Genomic DNA, 13,317 nt, shown 5'->3' with positions numbered 1-13,317 from the left:
TTCGACGTACTTTCCGCCCCCCGGCCGCCCGGCGCCCCTCGCGCCGGTCCGGCCACGGGCGCGCGGCCTGTTCCCCACAGGCCACCGCACCCGCACACACCTCAACTGCCTAGCTCCGGTTGGATTGCAGCGTCGCCGAAGCACGCCGAATCCGGTCGGCTGCGTTCAATCTAGACCACCGGGACTACCCCCGGGGGGAGTTGGAGGAAACGGTCGGCGCGGGTGTTCGAGCGTGCATACTTCCGGGGTGACCAGCATCGTGATCCCGGCGCACAACGAGGGCCGGGTCATCGGCCGACTCCTCGACGCGCTCCTCGCCGGCGCCCCGGAATCCGGGCCCGACATCGTCGTGGTCTGCAACGGCTGTACGGACGACACCGCCGCGGTGGCGGGCGCGCGGGGCCCCCGCGTCCGGGTGGTGGAGATACCGACTCCCTCCAAACACACGGCACTGCGGGTCGGGGACGAACACGCGCGGGGCTTCCCCCGGCTGTACGTGGACGCCGACGTCGAGTTCGGGGCGGCGGACGTACGGGCGCTGGCCGGGGCCCTGGTCTCCGGTCCCGGCCTCCTCGCCGCCGCCCCCGGGCGCGACATCCCCCTCTCCGGGTCCGCCTGGCCGGTCCGCGCGTACTACCGGGTCTGGCAGCGGCTCCCGGCCGTCCGCGAGGGCCTGTTCGGGCGGGGGGTCATCGCGGTGACCGAGCGGGGGCACGCGCGGATCGCCGCCCTGCCCCCGCTGATGGCCGACGACCTGGCGGCGTCCCTCGCGTTCGCCCCGCAGGAGCGGCGCGTGGTCGAGGCGGCCCGGGTCGTGGTGCATCCGCCGCGCACCTGGGCGGACCTGATCAGGCGGCGGGTCAGGGCGGCGACCTCGTCCGCCGAGCTGGAGCGCTTCCAGGCATCCGGCGGGGCGGGCGCATCGGCGGCCCCCTCCGCCCGGACCGGGACGGGCGATCTGCGCGCCCTGCTGCTGGCCCGGCCGAGCCTGCTGCCCGGAGTCGTGGTGTTCGTCGTCGCGGCCCTCGCCGCCCGCCGGGGTGCCCGCAGGGCCGTCCGCAGCGGGGACTTCTCCACATGGCTCCGCGACGAGAGCAGCCGGCAGGGCTGAACGGCGCCGAGCTGCCGCGTGCTGCATGCCGCCGGATCGGGGCTTACGCAGCCCAGTTGGCCCGTACCACCATCAGAGTTCCACCCGTACGTTCGACTGACTTCAGACCGCCGGCACCGGGAGTTCGGAAGCATGTACCTCGCCGACCGCTCCGCGCCCGCGCCCGCGCCCGCGGGCGCGCAGACCGCACCGGACGGCGGGCCCGGCCGGGCCCCCGCGGTCGCCTCGACCGTTCTCGCGCTCGGCGCGGTCAGCCTGGTCACCGACGTCTCCTCCGAGATGGTCACCGCCGTGCTGCCGCTGTACCTGGTCGCCGGCCTGGGGCTGAGCCCGCTCGGCTTCGGTGCGCTCGACGGCGTCTACAACGGGGTGAGCGCGCTCGTGCAGCTGACCGGCGGGCACCTCGCCGACCGGGTCCGCAACCACAAGCTGATCGCCGGGATCGGCTACGGCCTGTCCGCCCTGTGCAAACCGCTGCTGCTGCTCGCGCACAGTCTCGGACCGGTGGGTGTGGTCCTCGCCCTGGAACGCACCGGCAAGGGCCTGCGCACCGCACCGCGCGACGCACTCATCTCCCTGTCCACACCTGCCGAGTCACAGGGCCGGGCGTTCGGGGTGCACCGCGCCATGGACACGACCGGGGCCCTGCTCGGCCCGCTCGCCGCCTTCTTCATCCTGAATGCGGCAGTGGGCGGATACGACGCCGTGTTCGGAGTCAGCGCCTGCATAGCCGTGCTCGGCGTCGTGGTGCTCGTGCTGTTCGTCCCGTCGGGCGCGGCCCCGGGCCCGACCGGCCCGGAGTCCGGTCCGGCGAAGGCAGCCGCGGTGAAGCCCGACGCCGGGAAGCCCCACACGGTGAAGCCCCACACGGTGAAGCCCGACGCGGTGAACGTGCGCGAAGCGCTCGCCCTGCTGCGGCTGCCCCGGCTGCGCGCCCTGGCGGTCTGCGCCGTACTGCTGGGCCTGACCACCGTCAGCGACGCCTTCCTCTACCTGCTGCTCCAGGACCGCAGCGGCATCCGCGAGCAGTGGTTCCCGCTGCTCCCCCTCGGCACCGCCGCCGTCTTCCTGCTGCTGGCCGTGCCGGCCGGCGCCCTGGCCGACAGGATCGGCCGCCGGACCGTGTTCCTCACCGGGCACGCCCTCCTGCTGGCCGGGTACGGGCTGCTGCTCTGGGCCCCGCACTGGCCCGCCCTGCCGTGGCTGGTCCTCGTCCTGCACGGCGTGTTCTACGCCGCCACCGACGGGGTGCTGCCGGCGGCCGTCGGGGCGACCGTGCCCGCGCAACTGCGGGCCACCGGCATCGCCCTCGTCGGCACCGGCCAGGCGCTCGCCCGCTTCGGCTGCTCGCTCGCCTTCGGCGCCGCCTGGACGCTCTGGGGCGCCGGTCCGGCGCTCGCCGCCGCAGCGGCCGGCCTGTGCTGCTGCGCGGCCGTCGCAGGCCTCGTACTCCGCCCGGCGGCCCCGGGCTCCGCTCCGGACCCGGCCCGACTCCCGCGAGGAACCCGATGACCCGCTCACGCCGGCTGCTCGTACTCGCCGTGGCCGTGCTGCTCCTCGGGGGCCTCGCCGCCGCCCTGGTGCTGCGCGCCGCCGCCCGCGCCGAGCAGACGCGGGAGGGCGACCCGACGGTCGCCGCGGGCCGGGTCACGCTCGGGCCGCAGGACCGGCTGGCCTTCCTCAACGGCGCGAAGGGGCCGCACCGCGGGGCCCTCGTATCGGTCCCGGGGCAGGACCCCGAGGGCGGCCGGACCGCCTCGGGACTCACCTGTCAGCGCTTCCACGCGGCCGCCGGGACCGGCGTGTGCCTGAACTCCAGCCCCGGGGCGCTCGCCCAGGACAACAAGGCCCTGATCGTCGACGCCGATCTGCGCACCCTGCACGGCTTCCCGCTCGCCGGGACCCCCTCGCGGGCCCGGGTCTCGCCGACCGGCCACTTCGCCGCCTGGACGGTGTTCGTGGCCGGCGAGTCCTACGGCGCCGCGTTCTTCTCCACCCGTACGACGATCGTCGACACCCGTACCTGGGCCGTCGAACCGGACCTGGAGAAGTTCTCCATCGCGTTGGACGACCGCCCCTACAGCTCGGGGGACGTGAACTTCTGGGGCGTCACCTTCTCCAAGGACGACGACACCTTCTACGCCACGCTCGGGACCGCCGGTCAGACGTACCTGGTGAAGGGCTCGCTCTCGCGCCGCACCGTCACCACCCTCGCCCGGAACGTGGAGTGCCCGTCCCTGTCCCCGGACGAGACCCGGGTCGCGTACAAGAAGCGCGTCATGCGCGGCGCTTCGCTGTGGCGCGAGCACGTCCTGGACCTGAGGACGCTGCGGGAGCAGCCGCTCTCAGAGAAGCGCAGCGTGGACGACCAGGCCCTGTGGCTCGACGACCGCACGGTGGCCTACGCCCTGCCCACCGAGGGCGCGCCGGACACCACCGACCTCTGGACGGTCCCCGCGGACGGATCGGGGGCTCCCCGCATCCTGACCCCGGCGGCCTCCTCCCCGACCCGCCTCGGCTGACCGCCGGACCACGGCGGAAGAGCCGCAGGCACCCCGGCGCCGCACCCCGGAGCCGGCCCTCGTCCGGTACGCGCCCGGCCGGTCCGGGACCCCGGGCCCGCTGCACGCGGCGCGCCGACCGCGGCCTCCCGCCGGTCCGCAACGTGCGGACCGGCTCGGAGACCACCACCGGGCGCGCCCGCCGGGTCAGGTCAGGAGCTTCGTCTTGGCCTGCTGGAACTCTTCCTCGCTGAGCACGCCGCGGGCCTTCAGGTCGGCGAGCTTGGCCAGTTCGTCCGCGCCCGCTCCACCGGCCGGGGCGGTGCCCGCCGTCTGGCGGATGTAGTCCTGGAACGCGGCCTCGCTCTGCTTGGCGGCCTTCACGTCCCGCTGGGTCATGCCCTTGCCGCGGGCGATGACGTAGACGAGCACTCCCAGGAAGGGCAGCACGATCACGAAGATCAGCCAGCCCGCCTTGCCCCAGCCGCTCATCTCATGGTCACGGAAGATATCCGTGATGATCTTGAACAGCAGGAACAGCCACATGATCCACAGAAAGAACCAGAGCATGGACCAGAACACGGAGAGTGCGGGGTAGTCGTCCATGGATGCCTCCTTGCGGCGGGCCGAATGCCCGCGATCAGCAGTATTGGCCCGCTCACCGCCCTCCGCACGTCGAGCGGGTCCCCTCACCCGGTCGGCCCGCCCCGGCTCGCCCGGTCCCCCGGGCCGCGGTCCCCTGGGTACGACCCGTAGGAGGGCTGTATGCCGGACGACGAAAACCAGGGCGAGCTCGCCGCGCTGCGGGCTCGGGTCGCCACGCTCGAGGCGCAGGCCTCGCAACGCCTGCCACGCTGGCACCGGCTGCGCGCGTTCCTGTCCGCGCTGCTGATCATCATCGGCTGTGTCCTGGCCCCGCTGGGCATCGTCGCGGCCTGGACGTCCAGCGTCGTGGGCGACACCGACCGGTACGTGACCACCGTGGCCCCGCTGGCGTCCAACCCCGATGTGCAGGCCGCCGCCGCGAACCGGGTCACCGGCGCGGTCATGGAGCACATCGACCTGCCCAACCTGCTGGAGGGCGTGGCGCCGGAAGACAAGCCGCTGCTGCAGAAGGCACTGGGGAAGCTGGGCAACGGGCTGGAGGGCGCGGTCCGCAGCTTCGTGCACGAGAAGGCACTGGACGTCGTCCAGTCGAACGCCTTCGAGACCATCTGGACGAACGCGAACCGCACGGTCCACACCTCACTCGTCCGCGCCCTGACCGGCAGCGACGAGGGAGCCGTGCAGATCAAGAACGACTCGGTGACCCTCGACCTCGCTCCCGTGATCGACCAGGTGAAGACCAAGCTGGTGGACGCCGGGCTCGGCGTGGCCGCCAAGATTCCCGAGGTCCACACCGACTTCACCGTGCTCAAGTCGGACGACATCGGCCGGGTCAAGACCGGTTTCCGGCTGCTGGAGATCATGGGCCTGTGGCTGCCGGTCATCGCCGTCGTACTCGCGGCCGTCGGTGTCCTGCTCTCCGTCCACCGCCGGCGCACCCTGGTCGCGGCGGCCCTCGGTTTCGCGGTCGCGGCCCTCGTCCTGGGGATCGCGCTGACCGTGTTCCGCACGGTGTACCTCAACGCGCTCCCCGACACCGTGTCCCAGCCGGCGGCCGGCGCCGTCTACGACGCGATGATCAAGCTCTTGCGCACCACGGTCCGCATGGTCGTGGTCCTCGGCGTGGTGCTCGCACTGGCCGCCTGGCTCTCGGGGCCGGGACGGCACGCCACGGTGGTCCGCCAGATGTGGCACTCCGGCATCGCGGCCACCCGGGCCGCGGCCGACCGGGCGGGCCTGCGTACGGGCCCGGTCGGCGCTTTCGTGGGCCGCCACCGCACCTGGATCACGTGGATCCTGGTGGCGGCCGCGGTCCTGGCCTACGTCCTGTGGCCGTACCCGACGGGCTGGGTCGTCGTGGGGCTCGCCCTCGTGCTCCTCTTCGCCTTCGCGGTGATGGACTTCATCGCCGAGGATCCCGGGCTCGCGCAGCCGGCTACCCCCACCGTGGGCGGCCCCCCGAGCCCCCCGAGCCCCCCGAATCACCCGTAGCCCACCGCGGTCAGGGCCGCCGCGCGGCCCCCGGCTGCGCCGCGGGGATGCGCTGGGTGAAGAAGAGCGCCAGCAGCGCGGCCAGGGCGAGGATCCCGAGGGAGGCGCGCAGACCGTCGATCCGGGCGGTGGCGTTCGCGTCGAGTGCGGCCTGGGCCGCCCCGGATTCGACACCCGCCTCGTCGAGCGCCTCGGTGAGCTGGGCGTCCGACAGGAAGGGCGCTCCCCCCACGAGTTGGACGTTCGCCTGGCTCTTGACCTCGGCGGGGACCGCCGGGCTCTGCTCGATGGCCGTGAGGAACGACGAGGTCAGCACGGTGATGAGGATGGACCCGGCGACCGCCGTGCCGATCGAGGCGCCGAGGTTGGTGACGGTGTTCTGGATGCCGCCGATCTCGGCGCTCTGCTCGTCCGGGACCGCCGAGACGGTGACCGCCCCGAGCTGGGAGGCCAGCGCCCCCATCCCCAGTCCGATCAGCAGCAGCGGCACGGTGACGACGCCCGCCCCGGAGTCCTCGTCCAGGCTGGCCAGCAGCACGACCGCGCCCGCGAACATCAGCAGGATCCCGGTCCGCACCACGCGCCGCGGTGAGGCGTCGGGGCGGAACCGGGGGATCCCGATCGCGGCGGCCAGCAGGGAGACGGACAGCGGCAGGATCAGCAGGCCCGTCTTGACGGCGGACAGGCCCAGCGCGACGGACAGGTAGAGCGGGACGACGAAGAAGACGCCCATCTGTACGAGGTACTGGAAGAAGAACATCGTCAGGCCGCCGGTGAGCTGCCGGTTGCCCCCGAGGTCCGGGTCCACCAGCGGTTCGGCACCGCGTGCCGCCAGGCGCCGCTCCCAGCGGAAGAACAGCCAGACGAGGAGGAGGCCGGCCATCATCAGCCAGACGACCGGCGAGAGGTTGAACCAGGCCGGCGCGCCGGCCTTGGGGCGGAACCAGCCCCATTCGCTCGTGCGCAGCACGGCGAAGACGAACAGCCCGATGCCCAGCGCGGACACGATCGCGCCCAGGACGTCGATGTGCGGTCGGGGGCCGGGGGGCGCGTCGGCGACCCGGCGGCCGAACAGCAGGATGGCCAGCACGACCACGACCTCGCCGGCGAACACCCAGCGCCAGGAGAAGAACGTGGTCGCCACGCCGCCGATGAGCGGTCCCAGCGCGATCGCCACCGCTCCCGCGGCGGCGACCAGCCCGTAGGCGGCCGGCCTGCGCTCCACGGCGAAGTTGGAGGCGACGAGCGCCACGATCGCCGGCATGATCAGGGCCGCGCCCACGCCCTCCAGGAACGACCAGCCCAGCAGCAGGACGGTGAGGTTCGGGGCGAGTGACGTGGTGAGGGATCCGCACCCGTAGACGACGCAGCCGATCATGAAGGCGCGTCTGCGGCCGACGAGCGCGCCGACCTTGCCACCGCTGATCATCAGCATCGCCATGACCAGCGTGTAGGCCGTGATCGCGCCTTGCAGGCCGGTGACGGTGGTGCCGATGTCCTCCGCCACCGTCGCGATCGAGACGTTCATGACGGAGCTGTCCAGGGCCATCAGGAACTGTCCGGCCGCCAGGGTCAGCAGGACGAGCCGTGCGTCCTTCGCCTCCCCGGCCGCGGGTGTCGGGTGTGCCTCGGCTGTCATGGACGGAGCCTCCCACGGCTCCGGAGGACCACGTGTCGGCTCGCCGTCCAGGTCAGCCGACTGGCGCCGCGGACACGCTCACGCCGACTGCGCGGCCACCCGGCCCGCGGCCACCGCGTCCGCCAGCGCCCGGTGGTCGCGCTCGTTGCCGTCGGCATAGGCTTCCGCGAACCGCACCAGGGCCCGGTCGAACACGTCGCCGCCGCCCAGATAGGCGGCGATGGCGATCCGGTCCCCGGAGCGGGCGTGGGCGCGGGCCAGGGTGGCGGCGCAGATCTCCCCGTACGTCCGCATGCCGCGCGGCACCATGAGCGCCGGCTCGACGCTCCCCTTCCAGTCCCGCAGCTGCCGGACGTAGAAGTCCCGCTCGCGGCCGTCGATGCCCTGCGCGCGGTACCAGCCCAGGAAGATGTCACTGGCCGCCTGCATCAGGCGCTGCCCGGCCACGACCCGTTCGCCCTGCATGGAGTACTCGCCGGCGCCGGCGTACGGGGCGAGGACCGACTCGCCGGCCTCCTTGGCCTGGAGGATCAACGGGTCGTCACTGTCGCGCCCCACGAGCAGCAGGATCCAGCACCGGGTCCCCACGCTGCCGACGCCGACCACCTTGCGCGCCACGTCGACGAGGGTGAACCGGCGCAGCAGGAACCGCCGGTCCGACGGAAGGGTCTGCCCGTAGTGGTCGACCATGTCGCGGATCTGGTCCTCCAGGGTGCTGCGCTCCGCGTCCGGCAGCATCGCCCAGAGCGGCTCGACCAGCGGCGGCGTCGACCGGAACCGGCGTTCGCCGTCGACCACCTCGGTGAGTTTCCCGGCGGCCTGGAGGCTGTCGCGTCCGCGTGCCTTCGCCAGGGATTCGGCGACCTGCTTGCGGCCGCGCGAGCGCAGTTCGCTGTCCGCGAGCGCGCGGAGCTGCTCCGCGTCGATGCGCGCGTACCAGACGTCGAGGTGGCTCATGCCGGCGTAGCGGCGCATCTGCTCGCGGTAGGACCTGCCTGTGGACCGGACGATCTCGGCGCGCTCGGTGTCGCTGAAGCCGTTCTCCCTGCCCGCCACGGCCAGGCTCACGGCCAGCCGTTTGACGTCCCATTCCCACGGCCCGGGCAGCGTCTCGTCGAAGTCGTTGATGTCGAACAGCAGGTTGCGCTCCGGGGAGCCGAGCAGCCCGTAGTTCAACATGTGTGCGTCGCCGCACAGTTGGACCCGCAGGCCCGAGTCGGGGGTGTTCGCCAGGTCACCGGCCATGACGGCGGCGGCGCCCCGGTAGAAGCGGAACGGAGATTCCACCATCCGCCCGTAGCGGATCGGCACCAGCTCCGGCACCCGGTCGGCCGACTGGCCTTCGAGGACGTCCAGGGGATCGGGCCGGTCTGCGGGCGGCTCGAACTCGGCGTTCCGGGAGCGTGGTGTCCTGCGCCGGGCGGCGCGGCCCGCTTCGGCCCGCTCCTCCACGGACAGCCTGCGGGTGCCGTTCTCCCCGCCTGCGGCATGTGTCGCCATCGCTGCACCTCCGGGGCGCTCGGGCCCCCGGTGCCCAGCATGGCACTCCCAGCCCGGTGGCGCCGTACGGTGCGGCACGGCGCCGGAGCCGGACACCTCAGCCTTGTTCCGCCCGCAGCCGCTTGGGAACCGGGCTGTCCAGCCGCCGGGCCAGGAAGGGCTCCTGAGCGAGGACGGCGCCCGTCGTGACGCCGATGGCGATGGCCACGCACACCACGATCAGCCAGGACAGCAGGACGAATACCGAGCCGGCCGACCCGTAGTCGCTCAGCGCGCGCTCCAGGGCGCGCGGCATGTAGAAGCGGGCGACGAGCGACAGGGCGGTGGAGCCGAAGGCGGTGAGCACTGCTCCCGGCAGCAGGGGGAGCCAGCCGACCAGACCGCCGAGCAGGAGGTGCTGGGACCACCACCACGCCAGCGACAGGAAGACGAAGGTGAGGGGCACGCCCAGCCACAGTCCGAGGCCGAACCCCTCCCGCACCGGTCCCAGCAGCACCAGCACGCAGAGCCAGACGCCGATCCAGGCGACCCAGCGCCAGATCGCGATGTGGACCCCCGACCGGGGAATCTCCCAGGCGCGCTTGCACAGCCGCTGCATGGCGCGGCTGACGGCGGTCGCGGACAGCAGCACCATCAGGGCGCCCACCAGGCCCACCGCGTTCTGGAAGCCGGTGTCGGCGCCGCCGAAGACGTCGTCGAGCTGTTTGCTCGTGTCGCCGCTGAGCCCGAACACCGCGCGCACGGATGCGGCCAGTTGGTCCTGGACGGGCTTCGGGGCGAACGACGCGACGACGATGACCAGCGGCACGGCGGTCAGGAAGCACTGCGCGGCCAGCCGCGTCGCGGAGTCGAAGATGTTCACCTCCACCATCCGCTCCGCCACGTGGGTGATCACGGGGAAGCGGGCCTCCGCCTCGCGCTGGAGGCGCCGGGCCCGCTCGGACGCCTCACGGGACCGGGTCCGCCACCACGAAGGATGCGTGGCGTCGCGCGCGCGCCTGCGGGACGCCATCAGCGCACCGGCGAGCAAGGGGAAGGGAAAGGGGAAGGCGAAGGGGGCGGACGGCCGGACACCCATGACAGCGCCGGCGGTGCAGTCGTCGCCATGGGTCTCTCCTTCGTGTGCGTCCAGGTTGGAGGATGCCGCGGTGCGCGGCATCTCGAACCGCCGTCGGCGGACGGAGGGGAAAAGGTGTCGGGGAGGGGTTCCCTGCGTAGGGTCGACGTCGTACGTCGTCACACGCTGGGGGCGCCATGGTTCTCGACCTCATGCTGATCGCGCTGGCCATCACCCTCGATCCGCTGCCTCTGATGGGGTTCGCGCTCGTGGTGTCCTCCGCCAGGGGCGTGTGGAAGGGCCTCGCCTTCATTCTGGCCTGGCTGGCCTGCTTCGTCGCGGTGATCGCCGCCGTCCTCCTGCTGACCGGCGGTGAGCCCCTGCCGCCGCGTTCCCCGCCCGGCGTGGCGGGACTCGTCGCGAAGCTGGCCATCGGCATCGGTCTCGTGTTCTACGGGTTGCACCGCCGCCGCCTCATGCGGCGGGCCGACGGGGCTCCGGCGGGCGCTGGGGCACCCCCCGGCCCGGCCACGCCCGAAGAGCGGGCCGACGAGGTGGCCAAGGGCCTGGACGAGAGTTCGGTCTGGGCGGCGGCGGGACTGGCCGTGCTCGTCCAGCCGTGGGGGATGGTGGCGGCCGGTGCGACGACCGTGCTGGAGGCGAACGCCTCGCAGCCGTCGACGTTCGCGGCCCTCTTCGGCTTCTGCCTGCTCGCGACCGCCAGCCTGCTGGCCGCCGAGCTGTACCTCGTGTTCGCACCCGAGATGGCCCAGGCCCGACTGCTGCGCCTGCGCGGATGGCTGAAGGGTCACGCGCAGCAGGCGATCGTCGTCATCTGCCTGGTGCTCGGCCTGTACCTGACCGGCAAGAGCCTCTACCAGCTGAGCGGCTGACGGTCCGGCCCGCCGGGCCGTCAGCCGTCCCGGCAGGTGGGGTTCCGGATGTGCGAACGCGCGGGCGCGGTGCTGGAATGGGCTTAGGTGATGTCCGCTCCGGCTGCTGTGCACCGGAGCCCGGCACCCGCGGACCGGCGGCCGGCTCGACGTCCCTCCTTCCCCAGCCCGACAGGAGAAGCCATGAGCAGCGAGGCCGAGGAATCCTTCGGGATCGGCGACATCGACGACATGGGCCCCGTGGACTATGTCGTGATCGAGTTCCCGGGCAACCGGATGACGGGCCGGGGACTCCCCCTCCTCGTCGATCTCGTCGACCGCGGCATCATCCGGATCTTCGACCTGATCTTCGTCCGCAAGGACCTGGACGGCACGGTGACGGCGGTCGAGCTCCAGGACTTCGGCTCGGAGGTCGACCTCTCGGTCTTCGAGGGGGCTTCGTCCGGTCTGCTGGACCAGAGCGACATCGACGAAGCCGGCGTCGCCCTGGAGCCGGGGAACTCGGCGGGGATCATCGTGTACGAGAACACGTGGGCGGCGCCGTTCGCCCGTGAACTGCGGCGCGGGGGCGCCCAGCTCGTGGCGGCCGGCCGGATTCCGGTCCAGGCGCTGCTCGCGTCGCTGGACGCCATGGAGGAACCGCCCGCCGACGCGTGAGGACGGCCGCAGTCCCGTTCCCGCACCTCCTTCGCCACACCCTGGAGATGAGCACCATGCCCGGACTTCTTCGCGGAGTCGCCCGTACCGCCGTCGTCGCCGGCACCGCCACCGCCGTGTCCAACCGGGTGTCCCGGCGGCAGGCCGGCCGGTGGGCCCAGCAGGAGGCCGCCCAGCCGGTCGCGGCCCCTCCCCCGCCGCCGCCCGCACCGGCCCCGGCCGCGGCCGCGGACGACATGACCGCCAAGATCGACCAGCTCAAGCAGCTCAGCACCCTGAAGGACCAGGGCGTGCTGACCGAGGAGGAGTTCGCCGAACAGAAGCGCCGGCTCCTCGGCTGACCGAGTACCCGGCGCCGGACGCACCGGTGAGGGACGGGGGACGGGAAGGAACGGCCCCATGACGCAGCCGACGCAGCCGAGCCCGCCTCCGCAACCCGGCCGGCCCGGCACGCCCCCGGGCGCCTCCGCGGGCGCCGCCCCGGGCGGCCCGGCCGGAGCGGCGCAGCCCAGCGAGGCCCAGAAGCTCCGCGAGCTGCTCAGGACTCCCGGATACCTGAAGACGCTGCTGTTCTGCGGGCTCATAGGCATCCCGGTCTCGCTGGCCGCCTTCTGGTTCCTCGCCGGTCTCCAGCAGTTGCAGCGCCTGGTGTGGACGGACCTCCCGCACGCCCTCGGCCACGACTCCCCGCCCTGGTGGCTGCCGCTGCCGCTGCTGCTCGTCTCGGGCATCTGCGTGGGGCAGATCGTCACCCGGTTCCCCGGGGCGGGCGGGCACGTCCCCGCCTCCGGTCTGCATCCGGGCGGTGCCACGGCCGCCGCCCTGCCCGGAGTGGTGCTCGCGGCCGCGTTCAGTCTCCCGCTCGGCGCCACCCTCGGCCCCGAGGCCCCGCTCATCGCGCTGGGCGGCGGCCTGGCGATAGCCTTCCGGCACCTCACCGGCACTCCGGAGACACCGATGAGCACGGCGCTGCTGGGCGCGGCCGGATCCGCAGCAGCGATCTCCGCCATCTTCGGGAACCCGCTGATCGCCGCGATCCTGCTCATGGAGGTGGCGGGCGTGGGGGGGCTCCAGCTGTTCGCCATCATGCTGCCCGCGCTGCTCGCGAGCGGCATAGGATCGCTCGTCTTCACCGGCTTCGGCCGGTGGACCGGCCTGGGGACCGGCACTCTGGCACTGAAGTCCGGCACGGACTTCCCCCGCCTGGACGCCGGTGACGTGGTGTGGGGGATCCTCATCGGCGCGGTCCTCGGCGCCGCCATGACCCTCGTCCAGCGCGGGGGACGGATGACCGCCGTCCGGGTCGCCCGACGGCCCCTCACGATGACGGCCCTCTGCGGGATCGCCGCGGGTGTGTGCGCCGCCGCCTACACCCTGGGCACCGGCCGTTCACCCGTGGACGTCGCCTCGTCGGGCCAGGCCACGCTGGCCGAACTGGCCAAGGATCCGCACGCCTGGGGCGTGGGCGCGCTGATCGCCGTCCTGCTGTGCAAGGGCGCCGCCTTCTCGCTGTGCCTGGGCAGCCTGCGCGGCGGCCCCATCTTCCCGTCGCTGTTCCTCGGCGCGGCGGCGGGCGTCCTCCTCTCACCCCTGCCCGGACTGGGCGTCGGCGCCGGACTGGCCGCCGGACTGGCCGCCACGACCACGGCCGCGCTGCGACTGCCGGTCAGCAGCGTGCTGCTGGTGGTCCTGGTGCTCGGGAGCACCGCGACGATGCCGGTGGCGATCCTGTCCTCCGTCGTCGCGTTCGTGATCTCCGGGCTCCTCCCGGCCGGCCCCGCGGTCCCGCCGATCGGCCGCATGCCCCGGACGGCCGCCCCCGATCCTCCCGCAACCCCCGCCCCGCCTGCCGCGTAGCCGCC

At 73.2% G+C, this 13,317-nt stretch carries 12 protein-coding genes; 8 read left to right on the top strand and 4 right to left on the bottom strand.

Annotation, left to right across the window (positions count from 1 at the left end; all coding sequences use genetic code 11):
* The first annotated feature begins 247 nt into the window (after window positions 1-247).
* The 3 genes from ACIPK4_RS14405 to ACIPK4_RS14395 all read left to right on the top strand — a co-directional run bounded on the left by ACIPK4_RS14405 (window position 248) and on the right by ACIPK4_RS14395 (window position 3,633).
* The gene (locus ACIPK4_RS14405) at window positions 248-1,111 is read left to right on the top strand and encodes a glycosyltransferase family 2 protein (RefSeq protein WP_402312503.1); all 864 of its coding nucleotides are present in this window, start codon (window positions 248-250) and stop codon (window positions 1,109-1,111) included.
* Window positions 1,112-1,243: 132 nt separating this feature from the next.
* Window positions 1,244-2,623 carry an MFS transporter gene (locus ACIPK4_RS14400; protein WP_402312500.1) on the top strand — a complete coding sequence of 460 codons (1,380 nt, stop codon included), beginning with the start codon at window positions 1,244-1,246 and terminating at the stop codon, window positions 2,621-2,623.
* Window positions 2,620-3,633, top strand: a complete 1,014-nt coding sequence (locus tag ACIPK4_RS14395; RefSeq protein WP_402312498.1) for a TolB-like translocation protein — start codon at window positions 2,620-2,622, stop codon at window positions 3,631-3,633. Before ACIPK4_RS14400 ends, ACIPK4_RS14395 begins: the two co-directional genes overlap by 4 nt.
* A gap of 186 nt (window positions 3,634-3,819) precedes the next feature.
* On the opposite strand, the gene ACIPK4_RS14390 is transcribed toward ACIPK4_RS14395, so the two are convergent.
* Window positions 3,820-4,218, bottom strand: a complete 399-nt coding sequence (locus ACIPK4_RS14390) for an SHOCT domain-containing protein (RefSeq protein WP_054221918.1) — start codon at window positions 4,216-4,218, stop codon at window positions 3,820-3,822.
* 159 nt (window positions 4,219-4,377) lie between these two features.
* On the opposite strand from ACIPK4_RS14390, the gene ACIPK4_RS14385 reads away from it, so the two are divergent.
* The gene (locus tag ACIPK4_RS14385; protein WP_402312496.1) at window positions 4,378-5,709 is read left to right on the top strand and encodes a hypothetical protein; all 1,332 of its coding nucleotides are present in this window, start codon (window positions 4,378-4,380) and stop codon (window positions 5,707-5,709) included.
* 10 nt (window positions 5,710-5,719) lie between these two features.
* Here the strand turns inward: ACIPK4_RS14385 and ACIPK4_RS14380 are convergent, their stop codons facing one another.
* The 3 genes from ACIPK4_RS14380 to ACIPK4_RS14370 form a co-directional block, all read right to left on the bottom strand.
* Window positions 5,720-7,348, bottom strand: a complete 1,629-nt coding sequence (locus ACIPK4_RS14380) for an MFS transporter (protein ID WP_402312493.1) — start codon at window positions 7,346-7,348, stop codon at window positions 5,720-5,722.
* Between the two features lie 78 nt (window positions 7,349-7,426).
* Window positions 7,427-8,848: a DUF2252 domain-containing protein gene (locus ACIPK4_RS14375; RefSeq protein WP_402312491.1), complete on the bottom strand. Its 1,422-nt coding sequence runs from the start codon at window positions 8,846-8,848 to the stop codon at window positions 7,427-7,429.
* Between the two features lie 97 nt (window positions 8,849-8,945).
* Window positions 8,946-10,007, bottom strand: a complete 1,062-nt coding sequence (locus tag ACIPK4_RS14370) for a YhjD/YihY/BrkB family envelope integrity protein (RefSeq protein ID WP_402312488.1) — start codon at window positions 10,005-10,007, stop codon at window positions 8,946-8,948.
* A 95-nt stretch (window positions 10,008-10,102) separates the two neighbouring features.
* On the opposite strand from ACIPK4_RS14370, the gene ACIPK4_RS14365 reads away from it, so the two are divergent.
* The 4 genes from ACIPK4_RS14365 (at window position 10,103) to ACIPK4_RS14350 (ending at window position 13,312) form a co-directional block, all read left to right on the top strand.
* A complete protein-coding gene (locus tag ACIPK4_RS14365; protein ID WP_402312486.1) occupies window positions 10,103-10,798 on the top strand; it encodes a GAP family protein in 696 nt (231 codons plus the stop codon).
* Between the two features lie 183 nt (window positions 10,799-10,981).
* Window positions 10,982-11,455 (top strand): DUF6325 family protein, encoded by a 474-nt coding sequence (locus tag ACIPK4_RS14360; protein WP_402312483.1) that lies wholly within the window; start codon window positions 10,982-10,984, stop codon window positions 11,453-11,455.
* 56 nt (window positions 11,456-11,511) lie between these two features.
* Window positions 11,512-11,796 carry an SHOCT domain-containing protein gene (locus ACIPK4_RS14355; protein WP_402312480.1) on the top strand — a complete coding sequence of 95 codons (285 nt, stop codon included), beginning with the start codon at window positions 11,512-11,514 and terminating at the stop codon, window positions 11,794-11,796.
* Between the two features lie 58 nt (window positions 11,797-11,854).
* Window positions 11,855-13,312 (top strand): chloride channel protein, encoded by a 1,458-nt coding sequence (locus ACIPK4_RS14350; protein ID WP_402312477.1) that lies wholly within the window; start codon window positions 11,855-11,857, stop codon window positions 13,310-13,312.
* Window positions 13,313-13,317 lie beyond the last annotated feature (5 nt).

Origin of the sequence: Streptomyces sp. NPDC086989, from assembly GCF_044745505.1 — a bacterium.
GTDB lineage: Bacteria > Actinomycetota > Actinomycetes > Streptomycetales > Streptomycetaceae > Streptomyces.
Note: the sequence above shows the minus strand (reverse complement) of the source record. Positions and strands in the feature narration are given on the sequence as shown.

Coding starts and splice junctions, on each gene's coding strand:
- ACIPK4_RS14380 (WP_402312493.1), bottom strand. CDS start 7,348: ATGACAGCCGAGGCACACCCGACACCCGCGGCCGGGGAGGCGAAGGAC.
- ACIPK4_RS14385 (WP_402312496.1), top strand. CDS start 4,378: ATGCCGGACGACGAAAACCAGGGCGAGCTCGCCGCGCTGCGGGCTCGG.
- ACIPK4_RS14400 (WP_402312500.1), top strand. CDS start 1,244: ATGTACCTCGCCGACCGCTCCGCGCCCGCGCCCGCGCCCGCGGGCGCG.
- ACIPK4_RS14395 (WP_402312498.1), top strand. CDS start 2,620: ATGACCCGCTCACGCCGGCTGCTCGTACTCGCCGTGGCCGTGCTGCTC.
- ACIPK4_RS14355 (WP_402312480.1), top strand. CDS start 11,512: ATGCCCGGACTTCTTCGCGGAGTCGCCCGTACCGCCGTCGTCGCCGGC.
- ACIPK4_RS14375 (WP_402312491.1), bottom strand. CDS start 8,848: ATGGCGACACATGCCGCAGGCGGGGAGAACGGCACCCGCAGGCTGTCC.
- ACIPK4_RS14390 (WP_054221918.1), bottom strand. CDS start 4,218: ATGGACGACTACCCCGCACTCTCCGTGTTCTGGTCCATGCTCTGGTTC.
- ACIPK4_RS14360 (WP_402312483.1), top strand. CDS start 10,982: ATGAGCAGCGAGGCCGAGGAATCCTTCGGGATCGGCGACATCGACGAC.
- ACIPK4_RS14370 (WP_402312488.1), bottom strand. CDS start 10,007: ATGCCGCGCACCGCGGCATCCTCCAACCTGGACGCACACGAAGGAGAG.
- ACIPK4_RS14365 (WP_402312486.1), top strand. CDS start 10,103: ATGGTTCTCGACCTCATGCTGATCGCGCTGGCCATCACCCTCGATCCG.
- ACIPK4_RS14350 (WP_402312477.1), top strand. CDS start 11,855: ATGACGCAGCCGACGCAGCCGAGCCCGCCTCCGCAACCCGGCCGGCCC.